The organism is Mesorhizobium sp. P2_A12 (assembly GCF_056405075.1).
Genome location: NZ_JBFUCU010000001.1, coordinates 353,905 through 380,329, shown reverse-complemented (window position 1 = coordinate 380,329; position 26,425 = coordinate 353,905). Strand labels below are relative to the sequence as shown.

At 63.7% G+C, this 26,425-nt stretch carries 28 protein-coding genes; 20 read left to right on the top strand and 8 right to left on the bottom strand.

The window, feature by feature from the left end:
• The first annotated feature begins 31 nt into the window (after window positions 1–31).
• The 9 genes from ureC (at window position 32) to AC1DZU_RS01765 (ending at window position 6,732) form a co-directional block, all read left to right on the top strand.
• Entirely contained in the window at window positions 32–1,747 is a 1,716-nt protein-coding gene (gene ureC / locus AC1DZU_RS01805; RefSeq protein WP_477282200.1) for an urease subunit alpha, read from the top strand.
• Between the two features lie 32 nt (window positions 1,748–1,779).
• Window positions 1,780–2,214, top strand: coding sequence for a hypothetical protein (locus AC1DZU_RS01800; RefSeq protein WP_477281177.1), 435 nt, complete (start codon window positions 1,780–1,782; stop codon window positions 2,212–2,214).
• Window positions 2,215–2,247: 33 nt separating this feature from the next.
• Entirely contained in the window at window positions 2,248–2,841 is a 594-nt protein-coding gene (locus tag AC1DZU_RS01795; RefSeq protein ID WP_477281175.1) for a hypothetical protein, read from the top strand.
• Window positions 2,842–2,899: 58 nt separating this feature from the next.
• Window positions 2,900–3,505: a glutathione S-transferase family protein gene (locus AC1DZU_RS01790; protein ID WP_477281173.1), complete on the top strand. Its 606-nt coding sequence runs from the start codon at window positions 2,900–2,902 to the stop codon at window positions 3,503–3,505.
• Complete coding sequence (gene ureE / locus AC1DZU_RS01785; RefSeq protein WP_477281171.1) at window positions 3,502–4,107, top strand: urease accessory protein UreE; 606 nt, start codon at window positions 3,502–3,504, stop codon at window positions 4,105–4,107. The genes AC1DZU_RS01790 and ureE overlap by 4 nt, the downstream gene beginning before the upstream one ends.
• Window positions 4,100–4,771: an urease accessory protein UreF gene (locus AC1DZU_RS01780; RefSeq protein ID WP_477281169.1), complete on the top strand. Its 672-nt coding sequence runs from the start codon at window positions 4,100–4,102 to the stop codon at window positions 4,769–4,771. The genes ureE and AC1DZU_RS01780 overlap by 8 nt, the downstream gene beginning before the upstream one ends.
• Complete coding sequence (locus AC1DZU_RS01775; RefSeq protein ID WP_477281167.1) at window positions 4,768–5,208, top strand: DUF3995 domain-containing protein; 441 nt, start codon at window positions 4,768–4,770, stop codon at window positions 5,206–5,208. The genes AC1DZU_RS01780 and AC1DZU_RS01775 overlap by 4 nt, the downstream gene beginning before the upstream one ends.
• A complete protein-coding gene (ureG, locus tag AC1DZU_RS01770) occupies window positions 5,205–5,846 on the top strand; it encodes an urease accessory protein UreG (protein WP_095083358.1) in 642 nt (213 codons plus the stop codon). The genes AC1DZU_RS01775 and ureG overlap by 4 nt, the downstream gene beginning before the upstream one ends.
• Window positions 5,847–5,964: 118 nt before the next feature.
• Complete coding sequence (locus AC1DZU_RS01765; RefSeq protein ID WP_477225025.1) at window positions 5,965–6,732, top strand: class II aldolase and adducin N-terminal domain-containing protein; 768 nt, start codon at window positions 5,965–5,967, stop codon at window positions 6,730–6,732.
• A gap of 11 nt (window positions 6,733–6,743) precedes the next feature.
• Here AC1DZU_RS01765 and AC1DZU_RS01760 read toward each other — a convergent pair whose 3' ends face one another.
• Window positions 6,744–7,376, bottom strand: a complete 633-nt coding sequence (locus AC1DZU_RS01760) for an HAD family hydrolase (protein WP_477281164.1) — start codon at window positions 7,374–7,376, stop codon at window positions 6,744–6,746.
• Window positions 7,377–7,633: 257 nt separating this feature from the next.
• Here AC1DZU_RS01760 and AC1DZU_RS01755 point away from each other — a divergent pair, with 257 nt between their 5' ends.
• Window positions 7,634–8,593 (top strand): sugar-binding transcriptional regulator, encoded by a 960-nt coding sequence (locus AC1DZU_RS01755; protein ID WP_095084330.1) that lies wholly within the window; start codon window positions 7,634–7,636, stop codon window positions 8,591–8,593.
• Between the two features lie 58 nt (window positions 8,594–8,651).
• Here AC1DZU_RS01755 and AC1DZU_RS01750 read toward each other — a convergent pair whose 3' ends face one another.
• Window positions 8,652–8,837 (bottom strand): hypothetical protein, encoded by a 186-nt coding sequence (locus AC1DZU_RS01750; RefSeq protein WP_477282198.1) that lies wholly within the window; start codon window positions 8,835–8,837, stop codon window positions 8,652–8,654.
• Between the two features lie 110 nt (window positions 8,838–8,947).
• Here AC1DZU_RS01750 and gcvA point away from each other — a divergent pair, with 110 nt between their 5' ends.
• The 10 genes from gcvA (at window position 8,948) to AC1DZU_RS01700 (ending at window position 20,533) form a co-directional block, all read left to right on the top strand.
• A complete protein-coding gene (gene gcvA / locus AC1DZU_RS01745) occupies window positions 8,948–9,853 on the top strand; it encodes a transcriptional regulator GcvA (protein ID WP_477281161.1) in 906 nt (301 codons plus the stop codon).
• 222 nt (window positions 9,854–10,075) lie between these two features.
• Window positions 10,076–11,386, top strand: a complete 1,311-nt coding sequence (locus tag AC1DZU_RS01740; protein WP_477281159.1) for an ABC transporter substrate-binding protein — start codon at window positions 10,076–10,078, stop codon at window positions 11,384–11,386.
• A gap of 122 nt (window positions 11,387–11,508) precedes the next feature.
• Window positions 11,509–12,381, top strand: a complete 873-nt coding sequence (locus AC1DZU_RS01735; RefSeq protein WP_477281157.1) for a carbohydrate ABC transporter permease — start codon at window positions 11,509–11,511, stop codon at window positions 12,379–12,381.
• 11 nt (window positions 12,382–12,392) lie between these two features.
• Window positions 12,393–13,217: a carbohydrate ABC transporter permease gene (locus AC1DZU_RS01730; RefSeq protein WP_457154448.1), complete on the top strand. Its 825-nt coding sequence runs from the start codon at window positions 12,393–12,395 to the stop codon at window positions 13,215–13,217.
• A gap of 51 nt (window positions 13,218–13,268) precedes the next feature.
• Window positions 13,269–14,267: an ABC transporter ATP-binding protein gene (locus AC1DZU_RS01725; RefSeq protein ID WP_477281154.1), complete on the top strand. Its 999-nt coding sequence runs from the start codon at window positions 13,269–13,271 to the stop codon at window positions 14,265–14,267.
• Window positions 14,268–14,269: 2 nt separating this feature from the next.
• Window positions 14,270–15,040, top strand: a complete 771-nt coding sequence (locus tag AC1DZU_RS01720) for an L-iditol 2-dehydrogenase (RefSeq protein WP_477282196.1) — start codon at window positions 14,270–14,272, stop codon at window positions 15,038–15,040.
• Window positions 15,041–15,204: 164 nt separating this feature from the next.
• Window positions 15,205–16,683, top strand: coding sequence for a mannitol dehydrogenase family protein (locus AC1DZU_RS01715; protein ID WP_477281152.1), 1,479 nt, complete (start codon window positions 15,205–15,207; stop codon window positions 16,681–16,683).
• 14 nt (window positions 16,684–16,697) lie between these two features.
• A complete protein-coding gene (locus AC1DZU_RS01710) occupies window positions 16,698–17,381 on the top strand; it encodes an HAD family hydrolase (protein ID WP_477281150.1) in 684 nt (227 codons plus the stop codon).
• Entirely contained in the window at window positions 17,375–18,961 is a 1,587-nt protein-coding gene (locus tag AC1DZU_RS01705) for an FGGY-family carbohydrate kinase (RefSeq protein ID WP_477282193.1), read from the top strand. The genes AC1DZU_RS01710 and AC1DZU_RS01705 overlap by 7 nt, the downstream gene beginning before the upstream one ends.
• A 168-nt stretch (window positions 18,962–19,129) precedes the next feature.
• Window positions 19,130–20,533, top strand: a complete 1,404-nt coding sequence (locus tag AC1DZU_RS01700; protein ID WP_477281148.1) for an MATE family efflux transporter — start codon at window positions 19,130–19,132, stop codon at window positions 20,531–20,533.
• A gap of 130 nt (window positions 20,534–20,663) precedes the next feature.
• Here the strand turns inward: AC1DZU_RS01700 and AC1DZU_RS01695 are convergent, their stop codons facing one another.
• The 6 genes from AC1DZU_RS01695 to AC1DZU_RS01670 form a co-directional block, all read right to left on the bottom strand.
• Window positions 20,664–21,197 (bottom strand): GNAT family N-acetyltransferase, encoded by a 534-nt coding sequence (locus AC1DZU_RS01695; RefSeq protein ID WP_477281146.1) that lies wholly within the window; start codon window positions 21,195–21,197, stop codon window positions 20,664–20,666.
• Between the two features lie 102 nt (window positions 21,198–21,299).
• Window positions 21,300–22,286, bottom strand: a complete 987-nt coding sequence (locus tag AC1DZU_RS01690; protein ID WP_477281144.1) for a methyltransferase — start codon at window positions 22,284–22,286, stop codon at window positions 21,300–21,302.
• Between the two features lie 149 nt (window positions 22,287–22,435).
• Window positions 22,436–23,239 (bottom strand): ABC transporter permease, encoded by an 804-nt coding sequence (locus tag AC1DZU_RS01685; RefSeq protein ID WP_184873003.1) that lies wholly within the window; start codon window positions 23,237–23,239, stop codon window positions 22,436–22,438.
• A complete protein-coding gene (locus AC1DZU_RS01680) occupies window positions 23,236–24,090 on the bottom strand; it encodes an ABC transporter permease (protein ID WP_477281142.1) in 855 nt (284 codons plus the stop codon). Before AC1DZU_RS01680 ends, AC1DZU_RS01685 begins: the two co-directional genes overlap by 4 nt.
• Window positions 24,087–25,124 carry an ABC transporter ATP-binding protein gene (locus AC1DZU_RS01675; protein ID WP_184873001.1) on the bottom strand — a complete coding sequence of 346 codons (1,038 nt, stop codon included), beginning with the start codon at window positions 25,122–25,124 and terminating at the stop codon, window positions 24,087–24,089. Before AC1DZU_RS01675 ends, AC1DZU_RS01680 begins: the two co-directional genes overlap by 4 nt.
• Window positions 25,125–25,319: 195 nt before the next feature.
• Window positions 25,320–26,408, bottom strand: a complete 1,089-nt coding sequence (locus AC1DZU_RS01670) for an ABC transporter substrate-binding protein (protein ID WP_477281139.1) — start codon at window positions 26,406–26,408, stop codon at window positions 25,320–25,322.
• Between the last annotated feature and the right edge of the window lie 17 nt (window positions 26,409–26,425).

Sequence of the window (26,425 nt, the reverse complement as noted above, 5' to 3'; positions counted from 1 at the left end):
ATTTCGGCAAACCACATTTCGGGAGCAATCGCTGATGGCCAGAGTTACCCGCGCCGCCTATGCGCAGATGTATGGCCCGACCGTCGGCGACCGCGTGCGGCTTGCCGACACCGAACTGTTCATCGAGGTCGAGAGAGATCTCACCACCCATGGCGAGGAAGTAAAATTCGGCGGCGGCAAGGTGATCCGCGACGGCATGGGCCAGAGTCAGGTGTCACGGGCGCAAGGCGCGGTCGACACCGTCATCACCAACGCGCTGGTGGTCGATGCCAGCGCCGGCATCTTCAAGGCCGATATCGGCCTGCGCGACGGGCGCATCGCGGCAATAGGCAAGGCCGGCAATCCGGACATGCAGAATGGCGTCGCCATCATCATCGGCCCGGGCACCGAGATCATTGCCGGCGAGGGCAAGATCCTGACCGCCGGCGGTTTCGACGCGCATATCCATTTCATCTGCCCACAGCAGATCGAGGAAGCGTTGATGAGCGGCATCACCACCATGCTCGGCGGCGGCACCGGCCCGGCGCATGGCACACTGGCCACCACCTGCACGCCGGGGCCATGGCACATGGCCCGCATGATCCAGTCCTTCGACGCCTTCCCGATGAACATCGGCCTGTCGGGCAAGGGCAACGCTTCGCTGCCCGCGGCACTCGAGGAAATGGTGCTGGGCGGCGCCTGTTCGCTGAAGCTGCACGAGGACTGGGGCACGACGCCGGCGGCCATCGACTGCTGCCTGTCGGTCGCCGACGATTACGACGTGCAGGTGATGATCCATACCGACACGCTGAACGAATCCGGCTTCGTCGAGAACACGGTGGCGGCGATCAAGGGCCGCACCATTCATGCCTTCCACACCGAGGGCGCCGGCGGCGGCCATGCGCCTGATATCATCAAGGTCTGCGGGCTACCCAACGTCATTCCGTCCTCGACCAATCCGACCCGGCCCTACACGGTCAATACGCTCTCCGAGCATCTCGACATGCTGATGGTCTGCCATCATCTGTCGCCGTCGATCCCCGAGGACATCGCCTTTGCCGAAAGCCGCATCCGCAAGGAGACGATCGCGGCGGAAGACATCCTGCACGACATCGGCGCGTTCTCGATCATCTCGTCGGACAGCCAGGCCATGGGTCGCGTCGGCGAGGTGGCGATCCGCACCTGGCAGACCGCCGACAAGATGAAGCGCCAGCGCGGCGCGCTGCCGCAGGAGACCGGCAACAACGACAATTTCCGCGTCCGCCGCTACATCGCCAAATACACAATCAATCCGGCCATCGCGCATGGGCTGTCCAGGGACATCGGCTCGATCGCGGTCGGCAAGCGTGCCGACCTGGTGCTGTGGAACCCGGCCTTCTTCGGCGTCAAGCCGGACATGGTGCTGATCGGCGGCATGATCACTGCTGCCCCAATGGGCGACCCCAACGCCTCGATCCCGACGCCGCAGCCGATGCACTACCGACCGATGTTCGGCGCGTATGGCAAGGCCAGGACCAACTCGTCGGTGACCTTCGTCTCCAAGGCGGCGCTCGAGTCGGGGCTGCATGGCAGGCTCGGTGTCAACAAGCAGTTCGCCGCTGTCGAGAACACCCGAGGCGGCATCGGCAAGCATTCGATGGTGCTCAACGACGCCATGCCACATGTCGAGGTCGATCCGGAAACCTACGAGGTCCGCGCCGACGGCGAGCTGCTGACCTGCGAGCCGGCGACAGTGCTGCCGATGGCGCAGCGGTATTTTCTGTTTTAGGGTCATGGTCTGCAACGAATCTGGACCCCGCCATGGACGAGCAAAAGAAGGCAGCCCTGATTTCAAGGATGGGTCCATTGGAAGCCTATAACGGTGGCGCTGCTCCACGCGTCATGCCGCTGATTACGCTGGAGCAATATTTTGACGGAGCCGAAGGGGAAGCGGGTTTACTGTGCAATAGTCACGTTGCTCCCGACAATGATACTATCCTGGCGATTTTCAAGTCGATACGCGACCGACCCGAGGTCCATGACATCAGGATAGCGATTACCCAATGCGATGATGGAGAATGGCCGTTCTCGGACAAGGTCGTTGTCGTCACACGAGCTAGCGAAGAAGATGTGATTAGTTGGCTGCCGTCTGGCTTTGAGCCGGACGAGACCTGGGAGGGAGATGTCGACCATCTGCCTGCGGAGAAGATCGAGCTTCCGTCCGACTATAGGAAGCTGTGGCTTTGGTACGATTGAGGCCGCAACTGCTGGAGTGCATAGAGTCGACCTATGGCCACCGAAATCGCTTCCGCCCACGACATCTTCCCGCATATCCGCATCGTCATGGGCATGGTGATCGGGCTTGGCGTCGCCCGCCTGCTGTCGGGGGTGGCGCGCATCGTCCAACATCCCGGCCAATACCGGCTCTATCCCGTGCATCTGGCCTGGGTCGCTTCGGTGCTCCTGATGCTGGTGCATTTCTGGTGGTGGGAGTTCGGCCTCTACACCATCGAGACGTGGACCTTCGGCAAGTACCTGTTCATCATCTTCTACGCGATCACGCTGTTCCTGCTCTGCGCGTTTCTGTTTCCGGATTCGATGCTGGACTACACCAGCTACGAGGATTTTTTCTATTCGCGTCGGGCCTGGTTCTTCGGCCTGCTGGCGGCGACCTATCTGCTCGACGTGATCGACACGCTGCTGAAGGGACCGGAACATTTTGCCCGCTTCGGCAACGAATATCTGTTCCGCACGCCTGTCTTCGTCGCGCTGTGCATCGCCGCGATCCTGGTGCGCGATCGACGTTTCCACATCGCCTTTGTCGCGGCCGCGCTCGTCTATCAGATATCGTTCATCCTGCGGCTCTTCGACACGATCGTTTGAGCGGCATTGGGATGAAGTGAGGGATGGTCTAGGCTTCAAGGGAAAGGCAGGTTTGCGCATGTACAAGGCCGTCGGATCGCGTGGATCCCGGGTCAGCCGCGTTCTCTGGATGCTCGAGGAGCTCGGGCAGCCTCATGAATTCGTCGAGGTCAAGCTGCGCTCGCCGGAAGCCTATGCGCTCAACCCCTCGGGCAAGGTGCCGATCCTGATCGACGGCGAGCTGACGGTGACGGATTCGGCGGCGATCTGCGTCTATCTCGCCGACAAGCACGCGGACAAGGGCATGGGCGCCAGTCCGGGCGTGGCCGGGCGTGCCGAGATGGATTCCTGGATGCATTTTGCCCAGAGCGAGTTTGAAGCGCCGTTGTGGAACAAGCTGCGCCATCGCTTCCTGCTGCCGAAGGAAGTGCGGGTCGATGTCGGCCCCGCGGCGGCTTACGACTTCGCCTCCGAGCTCAAGGCGCTGGACCGGCGATTGGGCGACAGGCCCTTCGCACTGGGCGACCGGTTTTCGGCCGTCGACGTGCTGCTCGGAGACATGGGCGGCTGGGCCCGCGCCGGGCGGTTTCCGATCGAATCCGAGCGCGTCAACGCCTATTTCGACCGCGTCTTGGCGCGACCAGCCCGTGCAAGGGCGCAGGCTAATGGGGGATCCATGAAATGAAGCTCGATATCCGCACCGACTTCACCAAATTTCCCCGCGCCGTCTCGGTGCTGACCGCCGGCAATGCCGGGACCACGGCACCATCCGGCCGTGCGGTTCTCGCCCATGACGAGCGTCATCTGCGCCGCCGGGCGATCGAACTTGCCGACGGCAGCAAGGTGCTGGTCGACCTGCCCGAGCCCGTCGCCCTGAACGATGGCGACCGGCTGGTGCTGGAGGATGGCCGCCATATCGAGATCATCGCGGCGCCGGAGGATGTCTACGACATCCGCGCTCGCGATGGCGTGCATCTGGCCGAGCTCGCCTGGCATATCGGCAACCGCCATCTCGCCGCGAGCATCGAGGCCGGGCGCATCCTCATCCTGCGCGACCATGTCATCAGGGCGATGCTGGAGGGGCTGGGCGCCACGGTGACCGACGTCTCCGAGCCGTTCAAGCCGGTGCGCGGCGCCTATTCCGGCCACGGTGGGCACAGCCATGATCACGGCCATGCGCATGCCGAGGCACACGCGCACAGCCATAGTGAAGCGCATTCCCACTCGCACAGCGAATCCCATTCGCATTCGCACAGTCACGCTGGCCACCACCACGATCATGAGTGACCAGCCTTCCAACATCGCCCTGCTGCGACTGATGGCGTGGCTGTCGCCAGCCTTTCCGGTCGGCGGCTTTTCCTACAGCCACGGACTCGAGCGCGCGGTGCATGACGGGCTGGTTACCGATGCGGAAAGCCTCGCCGGGTGGCTGGAAACGCTGGTCGAGATGGGCTCAGGCTGGAACGACGCCGTGCTGTTCGCCGAAAGCTGGCGCCGCGCGCGCACCGACGGTGATCTCGACGAGATTGCGGCACTCGCCGAGGCGCTCGCCGGTTCGCGCGAACGCCACACCGAGGCCATGCTGCAAGGCGCCGCCTTCCTGAAAGCGGCAACAGCCTGGCCCAGCCCCGTGCTGGAGCGCTTGCCGGCCGAATGCGCCTATTGTGTCGCCGTCGGCGCCATCGCAGGCGGCCATTCAATTGCGCTTCAGGACGCGCTGTCCGCCTTCCTGCAAACCTTCTTCTCCAACCTCGTCCAGGCCGCGATCCGGCTCGGCATCGTTGGCCAGAGCAAGGCCACCGCACTGCTTGCCGGCTTCGAGCCACTGGCGTTGGCGACCGCCGGCTGCGCCGTGCGCTCGACATTGGATGATCTCGGCGGCTGCGCCCTTGCCTCCGACGTTATGGCGATGAAACACGAAACCCAGTACTCGCGATTGTTCCGTTCATGATTTTTCTTGCCTTCGCGCTATCCTTCATCCTGCTGCTGATCACGGCGCTGCATGTCTATTGGGGCATCGGCGGCATCTGGCCGGGCCAGGATGCGGCCTCTTGCGCCCGCGCCGTCGTCGGCTTTCGCGGCGTCGATGATATGCCGACACCGTTCGCCAGTTTCGCGGTTGCCGCGTGCCTTGCCCTGGCAACGCTGTGGCCGCTGGCGCTGGAAGGCGTCTTTGCCTCGCCCTTTCCCAGGGAAGGCCTCGCCGCCACCTCGCTGCTCATCGGGCTGGTGTTCCTGGGGCGCGGCATTGCCGGCTTCACGCCATGGTGGCGGCGGCTGGCGCCAGAACAGCCTTTCGCGCGGCTCGACCTGCGCTATTACTCGCCGCTGTGCCTGTTGATCGGGCTCGGCTTCGCCATCCTCGCCATCACGGAGTTTCCCGCATGACACAGAAAAATGGTCCGCTGCGCGTCGGCATTGGCGGCCCGGTCGGTTCGGGCAAGACGACGCTGACCGAAAAGCTGTGCAAGGCGCTGCGCGACGAATTCTCGATCGCAGTGGTGACCAACGACATCTACACCAAGGAAGACGCCATGATGCTTGCCCGGCTGCAAGCACTGCCGGAGGATCGCATCATGGGCGTCGAGACCGGTGGCTGTCCGCACACCGCGATCCGCGAGGATGCCTCGATCAATCTGCAGGCGATCGCCGAGATGAACAAGAAATTCCCCGATCTCGACATCGTCTTCATCGAATCCGGTGGCGACAACCTCGCCGCCACCTTCTCGCCCGATCTCGCCGACCTGACGCTCTATGTCATTTCGGTCTGCCAGGGCGAGGAGATCCCGCGCAAGGGCGGGCCGGCGATCACCCGCTCCGATTTCCTGGTCATCAACAAGAGCGATCTGGCGCCTTATGTGAACGTCAATCTCGATGTCATGGAGAGCGACGCCGGCCGCATGCGCGGCAAGCGGCCGTTCGGCTTCACCGACCTGTCGCGCGGCAAGGGGCTGCGGGAGGTCATCGACTTCATCGTCGAGCATGGCGGCCTGCGGGCCGGCGCCGCTGCCAGCACGGCGGCATAGGCAAGGACATCGGCGTCCGGCGGCGATCTCAACAACGACCTTGGCTCTGCACCAAGCGAAAGCGGTTGCGAGCCTCGGCTGGTCGCGGCATTCTCGCCACTTTCACGGAGTGTCCTCGATGAGCATCGCCCGCCTGCAAAAGGAAACGCTGACCAACCTGCCCTTCTACGAGGAGCGCGTCGACCTCGCCTGCGCCTTTCGCTGGACGGCAAGGCTCAACATGCACGAGGCAGTGGCCAATCATTTCTCGCTGGCGGTCAATGACGACGGCACGCAGTTCCTGATGAACCCCAACCAGGTGCATTTCTCGCGCATCAAGGCGAGCGACCTGCTGATGATCGACGCCAACGATCCGGATACGCTCTCGGGGCCGAATGCGCCCGACCCGACGGCGTGGGGGCTGCATGGCGCGATCCATCGCAATGTCCGCCATGCGCGCTGCGTCATACATGTGCATTCGATCCACGCCACGGTGCTGGCATCGCTCGCTGACTCTCGCCTGCCGCCGATCGACCAGAACTCTGCGATGTTCTTCAACCGCCATGTCGTCGATGCCCATTATGGCGGGCTGGCCTTCGAAGAGGAGGGCGAACGCTGCTCGCAGCTCCTCGTCGATCCCAAGGTCAAGGTGATGGTGATGGGCAACCACGGCGTGCTGGTCATCGGCGACACGGTCGCCGATGCCTTCAACCGCATGTTCTATTTCGAGCGTGCCGCCGAGACCTACATCAAGGCGCTGTGGACCGGCCGCCCGCTGCGCACGCTGTCCGATGCGATCGCCGAGAAGACGGCAAGCGAGATGGACGACTATCCCGGCCAGGCCGAACGCCACCTCAGCGAGTTGAAGGCGATCCTCGACGAGCAGGAACCGGTCTACCGCAACTGAGCCTCTGAAGGCTAAAGCCCGAGTTCGGCGCGCAATTCCTCGGCGCTGTTGATGACGATGGCACCGGGCGGGCCTTGCATCGGCTTTTCCGGCCAGAAGATCGTCGTCATGCCTGCCGCCAGCCCCGCCATGGCGCCCGGCCAGCTGTCGTCGATCGCTATCGCCTGCGCGGGAGCGACGCCAGCGAGATACGCGGCGCGCAGGAAGGGTTCGGCGTGCGGCTTGCCCTCGCGCACATCGTTGCGGCTGATCGTCTTCATGCCGGGATAGGTCAGCCCGACCAACCGAAGGTTGGCGTCGACGATCATGCGGTCCGAATTCGACACCACGGCTTGCGCCACGCCCCTTGCCCGCAAGTCGTTGAAGATCTCGATCGCACCGGGGCGCGGCTGCAAGCGCTCGACCAGCGGCAGATAGTGCTCGTATTTGCGGATGATCCAGTCGTCGAACGGCAGGTCCAGGCCGAACTCGTCGCGCATCATCTCATAGACCGGCCAGGCGGCGACGCCGAGCACGCGCTCATGCAGGTCGGCCGGCGGGACGAGGCCGACATTGCGCATCGCCGCCACCAAAGCGGCCTCGTGCAGCGGTTCGCTGTCGACCAGCGTGCCGTCCATATCCCAGAAAACCGCTTTCGGCGTCATGCAAGGCTCCTTTTTGCGATCCCTTAAAGGGTTTGCGCGGGGAGATAAACCTTCCCGATCGCAGAACGTGCCGCCCGTCGGAACTGAAAGCGATGGTCTTTGTCCGGCGCAATCATCGCCGGAGAACGAAATTCTCGCGCCGTGTGTGCCGAGGGTTGCAAGCAATTGCCCTTGAGATAGACAATTGCGCAGCGGACCGTTCCCTGCAAGAGTAGAAGCGGACCGCGCTCATGACCGGCGGTTTCGGGAGGCAGGACGTGAATACCCGGCAGGATGGCGGCAGCAACAGGCTGGACGACGCAGCACGCGCCGGCTGGCTTTATTATGTTGCCGGCAACACGCAGGACCAGATCGCCACCACGCTCGGCATATCGCGGCAGACGGCGCAGCGGCTGGTGTCGCTGGCGGTGTCGGAAGGCTTGATCAAGGTCCGTGTCGACCATCCGATCGCCAACTGCCTCGAGCTGGCGGCGCGGTTGAGATCGCGCTTCGCGTTCGACCTGGTCGAAGTGGTGCCGAGCGATCCCAATTCATCTTCCACCACCATCGGGATTGCCGAGGCGGCCGCGGCCGAGATCGAGCGGCGGCTGCGCTCGCCGACACCGATCGTCATGGCGATCGGCACCGGGCGCACGCTGAAGGCAGCGATCGAACAGCTGCCGCCGATGGAATGCCCGCAGCACAAGGTGGTGTCCTTGACCGGCAACATCTCGCCGGACGGTTCGGCCGCCTTCTACAACGTCATCTTCACCATGGCCGACAGGGTCAAGGCGCGATCCTTCCCGATGCCGCTGCCGGTCATCGCCTCTTCGCCGGAGGAGCGCGAGATGCTGCTCAACCAGCCGATGATCCAGCCGACGCTGGCGCTGGCCGCCGAGGCCGACGTCACCTTCATCGGCATTGGCGATCTCGGCCCGAAGGCGCCGCTCTATGAAGACGGTTTCATTTCCGAAAGTGAGCTGAAGGCGCTGCAGAAGGCCGGCGGCATCGCCGAAATCGTCGGCTGGGTTTACGATCGCGAAGGCCGCATGATCGAGGGCATCACCAACGACCGGGTGTCGTCGGCTTCGCTGCCATCGCGCGAAAAATCACTGGTGATTGCACTGGCGATGGGCGAACGCAAACTGCCGGGTATCCTGGCGGCGGCCAACCGGCGGCTGATCAACGGCCTCATCACCGACGAGCGGACGGCGGCTGCCCTGCTGGCCAGCGTCTGACCGGGCTGCCGTCGATCGCAGACGCCGGCGCGACTGATTTCCGATAAAGCCAGCCGGGCTATTTGCCTCGCCCAAAAGGGTCGTTGTCGTCGAGAAAGCCGACGTCGCGCTGCAGATGCGGCGACAGGTCCCTGATGTCGAAATGCGTCCGTTTTCTGATTGCGAACCAGCCGAATCCGTCCGTGAGCCACGAAATCCAGCGATGATCCGGAGCGGGAGTGCACTTTTGCTGCGCCATGGTCATGATCGTCAACCTTCGCTATCCTGAACCCGAATGAATGGTTGACCCTGAATGTTGGTCTTGCCGGCCGGCTTTGCCAATCGAACATCTGTTATGGCCCATAAGGAGGTTTTATGCCTGACCTCAGCTCGCGACAGCTCTCCCAACTCCCGCCGCTGCAAGCGATCAGGGTGTTCGACGCGGTGGCGCGGCATCTTTCCTTCACTAAGGCCGCCGAGGAGCTCGCCATGACGCAGGCGGCGGTCAGCTATCAGATCAAGGTGCTTGAGGAGAGAGTCGGCACTCCATTGTTCCTGCGGCGGCCGCGGCAGATTGTGCTGACCGAAGCCGGACAGCGCCTTGCCCCGGGTGTCAGCGAAGCCTTTGCCCTACTTGGCCAGGCCTACGCCGCGGCGCGTGGCGGCGCCGACGGGCTGCTGTGCGTCACCACGGTGCTGACCTTTGCCTCGAACTGGCTGGCGCACCATCTCGGCTCCTTCCAGATCGCTCATCCTTCCCTTGCCGTTCGGCTTGAGACGTCGAGCCGCCTGACGGATTTTGCTCGCGAGGATGTCGATCTCGCCATCCGTTCGGGCGGCGGCAAATGGCCGGGACTGGAGGCCTACAAGCTGCTCGATGCCGATTTCACGCCGATGCTGAGCCCCAGGCTCGCGGCGAGCATCGGCGGCATCAACGAACCGGCCGACCTGTTGCGGCTGCCGATCCTCGATCCCGGCGACATCTGGTGGACCGAGTGGTTTTCGGCTGCCGGCGTCAACTCGCACGACCTTGCCAAACGGCCCGGCAGCAGCATGGGCGCGCAGGCCTATGAGGCCAATGCGGCCATCGCCGGTCATGGCGTTGCGATCCTGACCCGGGCGCTGTTCAAGGCGGAACTGGCCGACGGCCGGCTGATCCAGCCTTTCGACCTGGTTGGCGACGATGGCCACGCCTATTGGCTGGTCTATCCCCAGGCGCGCCGCAACGTGCCGAAGATCCGCGCCTTCCGCGACTGGCTTCTGGCCGAAATCGCCTGCTGACAGGCAAGTCCCGAGGCAAGCAATCCTGCCGACCTTCGGTCCTGTCGCCTTGATACCTGGCGACCGGCGAAGTCGGCTTGGCAATTTCCACGCACCGATGGTCCCGTCGATGCCGCTGAGTGCTGCGCTGCAGCATCGATTCCGGCTTGACATAATTGACGTCAGGTGAGTAATTGCTCAAAGCCAAGGCAAATGCTCATCTTGGTTCATGGGAGGAATTTGATGAAACTTCGCACGCTCACCCTGGGCTTGTTGTCGGCCAGCGCTCTTGCCTTCGCCGCACATGCCGAATCCATCACCATCGCCACCGTCAACAATGGCGATATGGTCCGCATGCAAAAGCTGACGGAAGACTTCACCAAGGCTAACCCCGACATCCAGCTCAACTGGGTCACGCTCGAAGAAAATGTGCTGCGCGAGCGTGTCACCACCGACATCGCCACCAAGGGCGGCCAGTATGACGTGATGACGATCGGCACCTATGAAGTTCCGATCTGGGCCAAGCAGAGCTGGCTTCTGCCGCTCGACAAGCTCGGCGACGACTATGACGCCAAGGACATCATCCCGGCCATCGCCGGCGGTCTTTCGGTTGACGGCAAGCTCTATGCAGCGCCTTTCTACGGCGAGAGCTCCTTCGTCATGTACCGCAAGGACCTGATGGACAAGGCCGGGCTGAAGATGCCCGACGCGCCGACCTGGGACTTCATCAAGCAGGCCGCCGACAAGATGACCGACCGCGCCAATGGCGTGAACGGCGTCTGCCTGCGCGGCAAGGCCGGCTGGGGTGAGAACATGGCTTTCCTGACCGCCATGTCGAACTCCTTCGGCGCACGCTGGTTCGACGAGAACTGGAAGCCGCAGTTCGACCAGCCCGAATGGAAGAACACCCTGCAATTCTATGTCGACCTGATGAAGGCCGACGGTCCTGAGGGCGCATCGTCCAACGGCTTCAATGAAAACCTGGCGCTGTTCCAGCAGGGCAAGTGCGGCATGTGGATCGACGCCACGGTCGCCGCATCCTTCGTATCGGACCCGAAGAACTCGACCGTCGCCGACAAGGTCGGTTATGCGCTGGCGCCCGACAATGGCCTGGGCAAGCGCGGCAACTGGCTGTGGGCCTGGTCGCTGGCCATTCCCGCCGGCACGCAGAAGGCAGATGCCGCCGAGAAGTTCGTTTCCTGGGCAACCAGCAAGCACTATGCCGAGCTGGTCGCCTCGAAGGAAGGCTGGGCCAATGCTCCTCCCGGCACGCGCTCCTCGCTCTACGCCAATGCCGAGTACCAGAAGGCGGCTCCGTTCGCCAAGATGACGCTGGACTCGATCAATGCCGCCGACCCGACGCATCCGACCGTCAAGCCGGTGCCCTACGTCGGCGTGCAGTTTGTCGCCATCCCTGAGTTCCAGGGCCTTGGCACCACGGTCGGCCAGCTCTTCTCGGCGGCTCTTGCCGGCCAGTCGAGCGTCGACGATGCCTTGAAGCAGGCCCAGGACGCTGCCACCGCGGCAATGACCGAAGGCGGCTATATCAAGTAGGCTCCTCCCGGTGCCGAATGCCGGTCGCCTCCTTGACCGGCAACGGCCGCCCGAGTCCCAGCTCGGGCGGCCGCCTTTAACGACTTTTGAAAATTCAGTCTGACCATTGAAGGGTGACCGTCATGGCTACTCAGCAGACCCGTTCGCTTGCCCGTTTCATGATGGCGCCATCTGTCGTGCTGCTGCTGGTCTGGATGGTTATTCCACTGGCGCTCACGCTGTGGTTCTCCTTCCAGCAGTACAACCCGCTCAACCCGATCCGCGACGGGTTCGTCGGCTTCTCGAACTACGCGCTGTTCTATTCAAACCCGGCCTTCCTGCAATCGATCCTCAACACGCTCACGCTGGTGATCAGCGTGCTGCTGATCACGGTGATCGGCGGCATCCTGCTGGCGCTGCTGATCGATCAGCCGATGTGGGGACAAGGCATTGTCCGCATCCTCGTCATCTCGCCGTTCTTCGTCATGCCGCCGGTGGCCGCATTGGTCTGGAAGAACATGATCATGCACCCGCAATACGGGGTCTTTGCCGACATTGCGCGCTTCTTTGGCGCCCAGCCGATCGACTGGTTCGGGCAGCATCCGATGACGGCGATCATCATCATCGTCGCCTGGCAGTGGCTGCCCTTCGCGACGCTGATCCTCTTGACCGCGCTGCAGTCGCTCGACGGCGAGCAGAAAGAGGCCGCCGAGATGGACGGCGCCGGCTTTATCAGCCGCTTCATCTACCTGACGCTGCCGCACATGTCGCGCGCCATCACCGTCGTCATTCTGATCCAGACGATCTTCCTTTTGTCGGTCTATGCCGAGATCCTCGTCACCACCAATGGTGGCCCTGGATACGCCTCAACCAACCTGCCCTTCCTCGTCTACCAGAAGGCCTTGCTGGAGTTCAAAATCGGCCAGGCATCCGCCGGCGGCATCATCGCTGTCATTCTCGCCAACATCGTTGCCTTCTTCGCCATGCGCGCCGTCGGCAAGAACCTGGACAAGTAAGGGAGGATACGATGGCACGCTCAGTCACCACCCAGCACAAGACAATCGCGACCGTTGCCGCCTGGATCGTCGCGCTGCTGATCTTCTTCCCGATCCTTTATACGATCATCACCTCGTTCAAGTCGGAGCAGGAAGCGATCCAGGGCTTCAACCTGATCCCGTCGGGGACGTTTGAGAGTTACACCGAGGTTCAGGCGCAGAGCGGCTACTTCAAGTTCTTCTTCAATTCGGTGCTGCTCTCGGTCGGCTCGACCATCCTGGCCCTGCTGGTCGCCATTCCGGCGGCATGGTCGATGGCTTTCTCGCCGACCAAACGGACCAAGGACATCCTGATGTGGATGCTGTCCACCAAGATGATGCCGGCGGTCGCCGTGCTGTTCCCGATCTACCTGATCTTCCGCAACTTCGGGCTGCTCGACAGCCGCATCGGCCTGATGGTCATGCTGATGCTGATCAACCTGCCGATCGTGGTGTGGATGCTCTACACCTACTTCCGCGAAATCCCGGGCGAGATCCTGGAAGCGGCGCGCATGGACGGCGCTTCGCTGTGGAACGAGATCGTCTATGTGCTGACGCCGATGGCGGTGCCGGGTATCGCCTCGACCATGCTGTTGAACATCATCCTGGCCTGGAACGAGGCGTTCTGGACGATCCGGCTGACCACTACGGACGCAGCACCCTTGACCGCCTTCATCAGCTCGTTCTCCAGCCCGCAAGGCCTGTTCTGGGCCAAGCTTTCGGCCGCCTCGACACTGGCCATCGCCCCGATCCTGATCATGGGCTGGTTCAGCCAGAAGCAGCTGGTGCGCGGCCTGACATTTGGTGCGGTGAAGTAACAGAAATTGCCCGAAGCAATCCGGCAGAAATAACCCCTCGGGGAGGAAACCATGGGAAACATCACGCTCAAGAACGTCTCCAAGTCCTTTGGATCGACGTCCATCATCCCCGGCCTCGACCTGGTGATCGAAAATGGCGAGTTCGTTGTCTTCGTCGGCCCATCGGGTTGCGGCAAGTCAACGCTGCTGCGCCTGATCGCCGGGCTGGAGGACACCAGTGGCGGCACCATCAACATCGATGGCCGCGACGTCACCGGTGAAGCGCCGGCCAAGCGCAAGCTGGCGATGGTGTTCCAGTCCTACGCGCTTTATCCGCACATGACGGTGGCCAAGAACATCGCCTTCCCGCTGAAGATGGCGGGCGAGGACCAGGCGACCATCGACAAGAAGGTGAAGGATGCGGCGCGCGTCCTGAACCTGACCAACTATCTCGAACGCCGGCCCGGCCAGCTCTCCGGCGGTCAGCGCCAGCGCGTCGCCATCGGCCGTGCCATCGTGCGCCAACCCTCGGCCTTCCTGTTCGACGAACCGCTGTCCAACCTCGACGCCGCCCTTCGCGGCACCATGCGGCTGGAGATCAGCGAGTTGCACCATCAGCTCAAGACGACGATGATCTACGTCACCCACGACCAGGTCGAAGCCATGACCATGGCCGACAAGATCGTCGTGCTGAACGCCGGCAACATCGAGCAGGTCGGCTCGCCGATGGAACTCTACAAGACGCCGCGCAACCTGTTCGTCGCCGGCTTCATCGGCTCGCCGAAGATGAACCTGATCGAAGGGGCGCCAGCGGCCAAGTACAGCGCCAAGACCATCGGCATCCGTCCCGAGCACATGGAGATCTCGACCACGGCGGGCGAATGGAAGGCCATCGTCGGCGTTGCCGAGCATCTCGGCTCCGACACCTTCCTGCATGTCCAGGCCGATGGCGTCGGTCCGCTGACGGTGCGCGCCGACGGCGAACTCGCCGTCCACCACGGCGACACCATCTACCTGACACCCGACAAGGCCAAGCTGCATCGCTTCGGCGCCGACGGGAAGGCAATGTGAGCATGCGCCTGGCCGGCAAATCCGCGCTGATCACGGGTTCGGCCCGTGGCATCGGCAGAGCCTTCGCTGAAGCCTATGCCAGCGAAGGCGCCATCGTTGCCATTGCCGACATCAATCTCGAGGCTGCGCAGAAGACAGCCGCCGAGATCGGCGGCAAGGCCTATGCGGTCAAGCTCGACGTCACCGACCTCGCTTCCATCGAGGCGGCGGTGAAAGCCGTCGAGACGACGACCGGTGGCCTCGACATCCTGATCAACAACGCCGCCCTGTTCGATCTGGCGCCGATCGTCGAGATCACCAAGGCAAGCTACGACAAACTGTTTTCCGTCAACGTCGCCGGCACGCTGTTCATGCTGCAGGCCGCCGCCCGCTCGATGATCGCGCGGGGCAAGGGCGGCAGGATCATCAACATGGCGAGCCAGGCCGGGCGGCGCGGCGAGGCGCTGGTCGGCGTCTATTGCGCCACCAAGGCCGCCGTCATCTCGCTGACCCAGTCGGCGGGGCTAGACCTGATCAAGCACGGCATCAACGTCAACGCGATTGCCCCTGGCGTCGTCGACGGCGAACACTGGGATCACGTCGATTCGCTGTTTGCCAAGTATGAAAACCGGCCGAAGGGCGAGAAGAAGAGGCTGGTTGGCGAGGCGGTGCCGTATGGCCGGATGGGCACGGCGCATGACCTCACCGGCATGGCGGTCTTTCTCGCCAGCAGCGACGCCGAATATATCGTCGCCCAGACCTACAATGTCGATGGCGGCCAGTGGATGAGTTGAGGCGGGGACGGCCTCTGCTCCTCGTCCCTCCGCGGGGAGCAGAGGCCGACATCAAAGGGCGCATCGATCTCGAAAGGGTATGTGCCACCCCGAACTCTCTCCCCGTGAAAGACTGGGAGAGAGGGGAGTAACGAAGGCCGAAGCCCGGCCAAAGGGTAAAACAGATGACCGTGAAACTCTCGTCTTCCAACCTCGCCAAGCTGCCGGCCAAAGTCGCCGGTCCGAAATATGACCGGGCGGCGCTCAAGCCCGGCATCGTGCATTTCGGCGTCGGCAATTTCCACCGCTCGCATCAGGCCGTCTATCTCGACGACCTGTTCAATTCGGGCATCGGCCATGACTGGGCCCTGGTCGGTGCCGGCGTGTTCGAGGGCGAGAAGATCGGCCGCGGCAAACTGGCAGAGCAGGACTGGCTGACCACCGTGGTCGAACAGGACAGCGGCCATATGAGCGCCCGCGTCACCGGCGCCATGATCGACTTCCTGATGCCGGGCGACGCGGCCGCCATCATCGAACGGCTCGGCGACCCGGCGATCAAGATCGTTTCGCTGACCATCACCGAAGGCGGCTACTTCATCGACCCGGCTTCCGGCGTCTTCAACCCGACCCATCCCGACATCGTCGCCGACGCGCAGCCGGGCGCAACGCCGAAGACGGTGTTCGGCATCATCCTCGCCGGGCTAGTCCGCCGGCGCGATGACGGCGTCGTGCCGTTCACCGTCATGTCCTGCGACAACATACCCCACAATGGCCATGTCACCTCGGACGGCGTCATCGGCCTTGCACGGCTGATCGACGAGGATCTGGCAAATTGGGTCAGCGAGCACGTCGCCTTTCCAAACGGCATGGTCGATCGCATCACGCCGGCCACCACGGACCGCGAACGCGGCATCCTGGCCAGCGAGTTCGGGCTGGAGGACAACTGGCCGGTGTTCTGCGAGCCGTTCCGGCAATGGGTGCTGGAAGACCATTTCACCGACGGCCGCCCGCCGCTGGAAAAGGTCGGCGTGCAGTTCGTGAGGGATGTCGCCCCCTACGAGCTGATGAAGATCCGCATCCTCAATGGCGGCCATGCCACGATCGCCTATCCGGCCGGGCTGATGGACATCCATTTCGTCCATGAGGCGATGCAGGAACCACTGGTCAGCGGCTTTCTGGCGAAGCTCGAACGGGAAGAAATCATTCCGACCGTGCCGCCGGTGCCGGACACGGTCCTGGGGGACTATTACCAGCTCATCGAGAGTCGCTTCTCCAATCCCAAGATTGGCGACACCGTGCGGAGGCTCTGCCTCGATGGGTCCAACCGCCAGCCTAAATTCATTATCCCGACCATCGCCGACCGACTGAAGGCCGGAAAGGGCGTCGCCGGCCTGGCGCTGGAATCGGCCCTGTGGTGCCGCTACTGCTTCGGCACGACGGACAGCGGCGCCGTCATCGAGCCCAACGACCCAAGCTGGGACAGGCTGCAGGCGACGGCAAAAGCGGCAAAGGATGCGCCGGCCGCCTGGCTTGCCATGGAGGACATCTATGGCGATGTCGGCCGCGCCACGGCGTTTGTCGAGGCCTTCGCCCATGCGCTCAACGTGCTCTGGGCGAACGGCACGCGCGCGACGCTGACGCGCTACCTCGCCGGCGCACTCTGAGACCATTCGACGTCATGACGCCTGAACTGGTCATCTTCGACTGCGATGGCGTGCTGGTCGACAGCGAGGCGCTCTCCGTCTCGGCGCTGCTTGGCATGATCAAACTCGCCGGCGGCAGGGTCAGTGAGGACACCGCCTACGAGCACTTCCTCGGCAAGAGCATGAAAAGCGTGCGCGAGATCCTCGGCCGCGACTTTGGGCTTGAGATCACCGACAGCCAGCTGACCGACATGCGCGTCGAATTGATGCGCAGGTTTCGCGAAGAGCTGAAGCCCATCCCGGGTGTCAGGGAGATGCTGCCGAGGCTCGGGCTGCCGTTCTGTGTCGCGTCCTCGGGCACGCTCGATCGCATCCGCTACGCGCTCGACGTCACCGGATTGCTCGGGCTGATGGAGCCGCATCTGTTCAGCGCCGCTATGGTGACCAGTGGAAAGCCGGCGCCGGATCTGTTCCTCCATGCCGCCGCCAGCATGCGGGCCCATCCGCGCAAATGCCTCGTCGTCGAGGACAGCCCTGCCGGCATCGCGGCGGCGCGGGCGGCGGGCATGCGCGTCTTTGCCTTCACCGGCGGCTCGCATGCCGGCAACCCGACCTTGCAAGCGCGGCTTGCGTCGAGTGAACCGGACTTTATATTCGCTGACATGCTGCAATTGCCCGATCTGATTGCAGGCCTGGGAGCGAGAGTAAGAGCATCTTGAAACAGTTCGTTTGCGCGGTCGATGTCGGCACCGGGAGCGCTCGCGCGGGCATTCTCGACACCAGCGGCACCTTGCTCGGCCGTGCCGAGCGGCCGATCGCCATGAACCAGCCGAAGCCCGATCACGCCGAGCATGATTCGCGCGATATCTGGTCGGCCGTCTGCATCGCCGTGCGTGCCGCTCGCGAAAAAGCCGGCGTCGCCGCCGAAGATGTCGTCGGCATTTCCTTCGACGCCACCTGTTCGCTGGTGGTACGCGATCGGCAAGGCGACCAGCTCAGCGTCTCGGTCACCGGCGACAGGCGCTGGGACACCATTGTCTGGCTCGACCACCGCGCCATCGCCGAGGCCGACGAATGCACGGCCAGCGGCCACGCCGTGCTCGACTATGTCGGCGGCGTCATGTCACCGGAAATGGCGACACCGAAGCTGATGTGGCTGAAACGGCACCTGCCGAAGATCTGGAATGAAGCCGGCTATCTATTCGACCTGACCGACTTCCTGACTTGGCAGGCGACCGGATCGCTGGCTCGTTCGCAATGCACGCTGACCGCCAAATGGACCTATCTGGCGCATGAGGAGACTGGCTGGCGCCGCGATTTCTTTGAGCTCGTCGGCCTCGACGACCTTTTCGAGCACGGAAACCTGCCCGAGAGGGCCAGTCCTGTGGGTATCGATATCGGCCCGCTGACGGCGCAAGCGGCGGCGGATCTCGGTCTCACGCAGAAATGCCGGGTCGGCGCCGGCGTCATCGATGCCTATGCCGGCGCGCTTGGCGTGCTTGGCGGTTTTGCCGGCGACGAACAGGACATCGGCCGCCACTTGGCGCTGATCGCCGGCACGTCGAGCTGCGTCATGGCGATGTCGCCCGATCCACAGCCCTTCGCCGGGGTATGGGGCCCGTACTACGGGGCGGCGCTGCCGAAGCTGTGGCTCTCGGAAGGCGGGCAATCCGCTACCGGCGCCCTGCTCGACCACATCATCCGCCTGCACGGCGCCGGCGGCGAGCCGGACGCCGCCATGCATGCCAAGATCGCCCGGCGTGTCGCCGAGCTGCGCACCGCCGAAGGCGAGGCGCTCGCCGCAAGGCTGCATGTGCTGCCGGACTTCCACGGCAACCGTTCGCCGCTCGCCGATCCGCATGCCGTCGGCGTCGTCAGCGGGCTGACGCTGGACTCCTCCTTCGACAGCCTGTGCAAGCTCTACTGGCGCACCGCCGTCGGCATTGCGCTCGGCGTGCGGCATGTGCTGGAGGCGCTGAACGAGAATGGCTATTTGATCGACACGCTGCATGTCACCGGCGGCCACACCAAGAACCCGCTCTTGATGGAGCTCTATGCCGATGCCACCGGCTGCACCGTGGTCGAGCCGCTGGCCGACGAGGCGGTGCTGCTCGGCACCGGCATGGTCGCCGCAACCGCGGCCGGGCTTTTCCCCGACCTCAACGCCGCCTGCCTTGCCATGCAACAAGGCGGCAGGACGCGTGCGTCGAACCCGAAATCGGCCGGGCGTTTCGACCGCGACTACCGGGTTTTCCTCGAAATGCACCGGCAGCGGCAGATGCTGGACGCTATCCGGTAGAAGCCGGAGCCGATCCGCTGGCTCAATCTGTTCCGGCCCCTCCTCTCTTGCCTTCATGTCGCGTTTCGTCCAAAAGCTGACGCAAACGCTGCGAAACCGAAGGTTTTGCCGTTTGAAATGCGGCTTCCGGCTCCTTGCCGACGTGCCGCACCTGGAAAGAGCGGAACAATGTCTGCGATCGAAGCCGGCGCTAGCGCGCCGGAAAATCTTTGGCGTCAGGAAATCAGGGCGACGCTGGCGCTCGCCTGGCCGATGGTGCTGACCAATCTTGGCCAGACCGCGATGACGGCCACCGATGTCATGATGATGGGTCGCCTGGGGGCGGATACGCTGGCCAGCGGCGCGCTTGGCGCCAACCTCTATTTCATGCCGCTGATCTTCGGGCTCGGCCTGATGCTGGCGACGTCGCCGATGATTGCCACCGAGCTTGGCCGCCGCCGCCATTCGGTGCGCGACCTGCGCCGCACCGTACGCCAGGGCCTGTGGCTGGCGATCCTGATCTCAGTCCCGATCTGGCTCGTGCTTTGGCACGGCGAGGCCATTCTGCTGGCAATGGGCCAGGAACCGGCGCTGGCGCATCAGGCCGGCATCTATCTGCGCTGGCTCGAATGGGCGGTGCTGCCTTTCTACGGCTATATCGTGCTGCGCTCGTTCATCTCGGCACTGGAGCGACCGGGCTGGGCGCTGATCATCGTCTTCGTCGCCGTCGCCTGTAATGCCCTCTTCAACTGGGTGTTCATGTTCGGCAATCTCGGTGTGCCGTCGATGGGCATTGCCGGCTCGGGGCTGGCCACCACGCTGTCCAGCACGCTGATGTTCGTCGGCATGGCTGTGGTGGTGATGCTGGAGAAGAAGTTCCGGCGCTACCATCTGTTCGGGCGCTTCTGGCGGTCCGACTGGCCGCGCTTCAAGGGACTGTTGCGGCTCGGCATGCCGATAGCCGGTATCCTGGCCTTCGAGGTGACCATCTTCAACGCCGCGGCGCTTCTGATGGGTCTGATCGACGCCGATTCATTAGCCGCGCATGCGATCGCCATCCAGATCGCCTCGATCAGCTTCATGGTGCCGCTCGGCCTCAACCAGGCGGTGACGGTGCGCGTCGGCCTTGCACACGGCGCCGGCAATTCGGAAGGCGTTTCCCGCGCCGGCTGGACCGCCTTTGTCATCGGCGTTTCGTTCATGGCGCTGATGGGGCTGGTGATGATCCTGTGGCCGCATCTCTTGATCAGCGCCTTCATCGATCTCGCCAACCCGGCCAATACCAGGGTGATCGCGCTTGCCGTGTCGTTCCTGGTCTTTGCAGCCCTGTTCCAGATCTTCGACGGCGCGCAGGCGGTTGCCGCCGGCATGCTGCGTGGCCTGCACGACACCAAGGTACCGATGATCTATGCCGCGATCGGCTATTGGGGCATCGGCCTGCCGCTCGGCGTGCTGCTCGCCTTCCATTTCGGCTTCCATGGCGTCGGCATCTGGATCGGCCTGTCGTCGGGGCTGGCCGTGGTGGCGGCGCTGCTGCTGGCGCGCTGGCTGCGGCGGGACCGCCTGGCGCCGCCATTGGTGTTTGGGCATTGAGCCAAGGGCCAACATCGTGGCTCGTTAAACGACGGCCCGCGAAACGTCCGTCAAGCGCCATGAGCCGACCCTTGGCACCGAGGCGAAGAATGCATTAGCAGTCCGGCATCGCGTTGCTCGCCAACAGTGACTATCCGATGTCTCCGTCGAGCGCAAAACGCTCGCAGCGCTCGCCGTCGGCCTCATCGATGAAGCTCTCGATATGTTTGAAGCCGAGCTTCGCCAATATCCGCAGCGACGCGAAATTGCGCGCCGCCGCCTCGGCCGTCACCCGTTCAAGCGCCAGAGTTTCAAAGGCGTAGCGGATGACTTCGCGCGCCGCCTCGCTGCCCAATCCGTGCCCCCAATGCGCACGTGCCAGCACAAATCCCAATGCGGCTGCCTTGGCGTCGGTTGCGCCGAAGGACAGGGTTATCGTCCCGATCGCGTCCGATACCCCTGCCTGGTCGATGGACCACTTGATCGCCTTGCCGTCAGCGAACCGCTGACGCGAACGGGCGAGCCATCGTTCGCCTGCGCTTATGTCGTCGGGAACGGGATCGCCGGCAAGGGAGGCGGATTCGACATCCGTCGCGCGCGCAAACCATGCCGGGATATCCCGTTCGCTCGGCGCTCGAAGCACGAGCCTTGGTGTCGAGAGCCTGTGAAATCGGACAGCTTCCATGGGGGCATTTTCGACGTGAGGCGGCGCCGATGCAACGGCCGGCATACTGCCGTGTGCTCATGGGCGCCTGCCCCGCATCTGAAACCAGCCATCCAGCCACGATCAGCCCGCAAGGCGCGCACGAAACAAGGTGCAGCCGTCCATCAGGCGCGACCTCGAGATATCGCGGAATCCAGCCTCCGTCATCCACGCTCGATACTGACCTTCAGTGTACGATTCGCCGTTGCGATAGAGGTTCAAGAAGGTGAGATTCAGAAACACACCCTCACGCGGGCCGAGGCGGTCATCATCGACGACACCCCACCCCGCAATTGCGATCTCGCCGCCCGGTGTAAGGCAACGCGCCGCGTTCAGGATCGAACTGCGCGCCTGGTCCGGCGGCAGGACCTGGACGACGGCCTTCAGGATCGCCAGATCGTGCCGACCGACCGATGGCGCGACAGTTATGTCCCCCTCTTCGACAACCACGTCGTCGGCACCGTATTCTGACAGGATATCCGGCGCGACCGCCGCGACCGTTGGGAGTTCCATCAGCGTCGCTGCAATCTTCGGCCACCGCTCGCGAAGTCCGACGAGAATGGTCCCTGGGCCCCCACCGATGTCAATCACCGAACCGATCGCCGAGAGGTCCATCTCCTGGGCCAGAAGTCGGCCGAAAATCACCGCCCCCGGTGCGAGCAAGCGGCTGAAGGCCGCCGCTTCCTCGGGCCCTGCTTCGGAAAAATCGTGCAGCGCAGCCGGCCGGTTCTGTCGCAGCGACTCCGCGGTCAGCAGATCGGCTCCCCAGAGCTCGCGCAGGAGCGCATGATCGCCGACGCGATAGGTCGGCTTGGACGCGTCGAGGAAGGCCGACGCTTCCGCTCCGTTGCGAAATTGGCCATCCTCGACTTCGAGGAAATCGATGCTGGCGAGCGCGTAGAGGAGCCGCGACAGACGATCGGGCTCGACTTTGAGCGCGGCCCCAAGGCTGTCAGCAGTCATCGCGCTGCCACCGAGCCGGGTGAAGATGCCAAGGTCCAGCCCAGCTCGAAGCGCCAAGGCGGGGGGCACCGCCTTGATCATCTTGTCGATCCGATCAGAATCCACCATGTCGCATCCCCTTCCGCGATCCAGGACCGACTAAGATTAGAACTCCGTTCTCCGGAAAGTGAAGACAAAATCATTATTTCGAGCGACCGACACGATGACGTCGCGGCACTGGCGAAGCGGCGGCCGTTTTCGTTTTCGCACAGGTCCGGTCAGTTGCCTTCGGACGACATCGCGCCGAGCAGCCTGCGGATGTCTCCGAACTTGGCGATCGATCCGAACACAAGGGCTGCCACCGCGACGAAGAACACCGACACCGACGCCATGGTCGGCGTGTAGCCGTAGCGCAGCGCGTTGAAGATCTTGATCGGCAGCGTCTCGGTGGTGAACCCGATCGTCATATAGGCGACGATGTATTCGTTGAGCGACAGCACGAAGGCGAAGGCGTAGCCGGAGACGAGGTAGGGCAGGATCAGCGGCAGCACCACCGTCTTCAGCACCGTGCGGTCGTCGGCACCCATCGTCGCGGCGGCCTCGACCAGCGAGCGGTCGATCGACGCAAAACCCAGCGACAGCGTCACCAGCGGCAGCGTCACGAAGAAAATGGCGTGGCTGATGATGGCAGTGAAGAACTGGCCGAACAGCCCGACCGTCGCCCAGAAGGTGAGGAAGCCGAGCGCGGTGATGACCGGCGGCAGGATGAAAGGCGCAAGCCCGAGCACCTGAAAAATGTTTGCCCAGGGCGCGATGCGCCGCCACAGGAACCAGGCGAGCGGCAGCGCGATAGCGACCGCGATCGCCGCCGAGCAGACGGCGAGCGTCACCGAATGGATCAGCGCCAGCCGCCATTCCGGATCGGCGAAGATCTGACCATACCAGGCGAGCGAGAAGCCTTTCGGCGGGAAGGTCAACTCCTGCCGCGCGTTGACCGAGACGCCGGCGACGACGATCAGCGGCGCGGCCAGGAACAGAGCCACGATGGTGAAATAGAGCCGGCGAAGGAAGGTGGCGGTCATAGTGCGTTCTCCCTGCGGCCGACAAGCAGCGTCAGCCCGACCAGCGCCAACGAGATCAGCACCAGGAAGACCGCCATGGCGGCTGCGAACGGCATGTTGGACTGGTAGATCGCCTGATCGGTGATCAGCACAGACAGCGTCCAGTGGCGTGGCCGGCCGAGGATCTGCGGCAGCAGATAGGAGCCGAGCGCGAAGACGAAGACCATGATCAGCGTCGCCACGATGGTGTTGCGCAGCGCCGGCGTCACCACGTTGAAGAAGGCTTTGACCGGTGAGGCGCCAAGCGTGCGGGCGGCCTCGAGCAGCGTCGGGTCGAGGCGAACCAGGGCCGGATAGAGCACCAGGATGGTGTAGGGCAGCGCCTGGTAGATCATGCCGGCAAGCACCGCGCCGAAAGTCGGTAGCAGCGCTACCGGTTTGTCCATCAGCCCGAGCGCGACGAAGAGGTTGGTGATGCCGGCGGTCTGCGAAAACAGTGTCGACCAGGCAAAGCCGATGATGACTTCCGACAGCGACAGCACCGACAACAGGCCGACCAGCCACAGCGTCTGCACGCGGCGGGAGCGCTTGGTCAGCAGATAGGTGAACGGAAAGGCGATTGAGACGCAGCAGACAGCGACCAGCACCGCCAGCATCAGCGAAAAGCCGAGCACACCGGCGAAGAAGGTGGTCAGGAACCGAGCGTAGTTGTCGATGACGAAATCGGGCGTGTAGAAACCGGCCGGATTGCGCTTGAAGAAGCTGACCGCGATCATCGTCGAGAACGGCACGACGAAGAAAATCACGAGCATCAGCCCGGGGAACAACAGCGGCGTGTAGTCGGCTAGCGATTTCGGGACTTCGCGTCTCATGAGCCGAGCACCACGCAGCTCTCGGGTGGCAGCGTGACGCCAACCTTGGCGCCGACCGAGACGTTGGGCCTTTCGCGGGGCGTCGCCACCGCGATGATGCTGGTGCTGCCAACCTCGACGAAGGTTTCGATGGTGCCGCCGAGATCGCGCACGAAGGTCACCTGGCCGGTGATGGCGCGCCCGCCGGGTTCGCCCAGATGCACGTCTTCGGGACGGATCGACACCGAGGCCTTGGTGACGCCGGCCGGCATGGCGAGGCCCGGAATGGCGGTGCCGAGGATGGTGGTGCGCCCGGCGCTGTCGACCTCCGCCGGCAGAAGGTTGGTGATGCCGATGAAGTCGGCGACGAAGGCGTCGGCCGGCTTGCGATAGATCTCGATCGGCGGCGCTGCCTGCAGGATCCTGCCGTGGCCCATGACCACGACCAGGTCGGCCATGGTCATCGCCTCGCGCTGGTCGTGGGTGACGACGATGGTGGTGATGCCCAGCCGCTGCTGCAGCTGGCGCAGTTCCACCTGCATGGCCTCGCGCAATTTGGCGTCGAGCGCCGAAAGCGGCTCGTCGAGCAGGAACAGCTTAGGCGACAGTGCCAGCGCACGGGCGATCGCCACGCGCTGGCGCTGGCCGCCGGAAAGTTTCGCCACCGGCCGGTCGGCAAAGCCGGGCAGGTGGATCAGCGTCAGCAACTCGTCGACGCGCTTCTTCTGCTCTTCTTTCGAGGCGCCGCGGATGCGCAGCGCGTAGGCGATGTTGTCGCCGACCGAAAGATGCGGAAACAGCGCCAGCGACTGGAACACCATGCCGAGATTGCGCTTGTGGGTCGGCAGCGGCGTGATGTCCTCGCCGTCGAGCACGATGGCGCCGCTGGTCGGCTCCTCCAGCCCGGCGATCATGCGCAGCAGCGTGGTCTTGCCGCAGCCGGATGGTCCAAGCAGGCAGACGAAGGTGCCATGCGGCACGTTGAGCCGCACATTGTCGACCGCGATGAAATTGCCGAAGGCCTTGGTGATGGCGTTGATATCAAGTCCGGACATGGCTGATCCTGTTAACCGGAGGATATGGGATGGTTCCTCGCCGCCTCGCTTTCGCGGCGGCCTCTCCTCGGTCGCAAGAGGAGAGGCGCCGCGATTTCGGCGCTTAGCATATCCTCTCCCATCGCAATGGGAGAGGTGGTTCGCGAAGCGACCCGTCATGAGGAGCGCTTCGATGTCGGGTGAGCTGTTTTCGGCTCAGCCGACGATCAGCTCGGTCCACTTCTGGTTGATCCAGTCGGCCTTCGACGTATAGAGGTCGTAGCGCGGAATGATCGGCTCGATCTCCGACGACACCGATGCGAATTCGGCCGGCGTCAGGTCGAGCACCTCCTTCTTCAGCGTCGGCGTGGTGCCGACCTTGCGCGACATCACGCCCTGCATCGACGGCTGGCTCATATAGTCGATGAAGGCATGCGCCTCGTCGACCTTGGTCGAAGCGCGCGACAGCACCCAATTGCCGGAGTCCTGGATGCCGCCCTCCTTCGGGAAGGTGGTGCGGACATGGAAGCCGTCGGCGATCGCGAGGCCGGTGACGTCGTGGTAATACTGGCCCATCGGGATTTCGCCCGACTTCAGCGCCTGTTCGAACTGCGCCTCGTCGCGATACCAGAGGCGCACGTTCGGCTTGACCTCGGCAAGCTTCTCGAACGCTTTGTTCAACCCTTCCTCGGTGTCGAGGGCATTGGTGCCGCCCATGAAGGTCTTGGCCGTCACTTCGAGCAGGAACGAGTTGGAGGCGAGCGCCAGCAGGCCGAGCTTGTCCTCGTTCGCCTTGTCCCAGAATGCAGCCCAGGAGGTCGGCGCTTCCTTGTAGACATCGGTGTTGGAGACCAGCGTGATCCACCAGGCGACCGCACCGATGCCGGCAACGCGGCCATCCGGATATTTGTTGATGAAGCGCGGCAACAGGTCGCCGTAATGCTTGAACTTGGAGGTGTCGAGCGGCGTCCACAGTTCGGTCGACTGGCCCTTGAGCGTCGAGGTCTGCGACATCATCGAAAGATCGGCCGGCGCCTGGCCGGCCTTGGCCGCCTGTTCGAGCTGCACCAGCCACGCCTCGCCGGTCGGCTCGGCAACCGATTCCACCGCGATGCCGGTGGCCTTGGTGAAGTCAGGGAAGACGTGCTCGTCGAAGGATTTCTTGAAGTAGCCGCCATAGACACCGACCTTGAGCGACTTGTCCTGCGCCCGCAGGATCGACGGCATGGCGAGCACGCCGGCCGTCGCCAGGCCGGCGCCAAGCACGTTGCGCCGGCTGACTTGTGTTGCGATCAATCTGTTCATCTGGTCTCTCCTCTGTT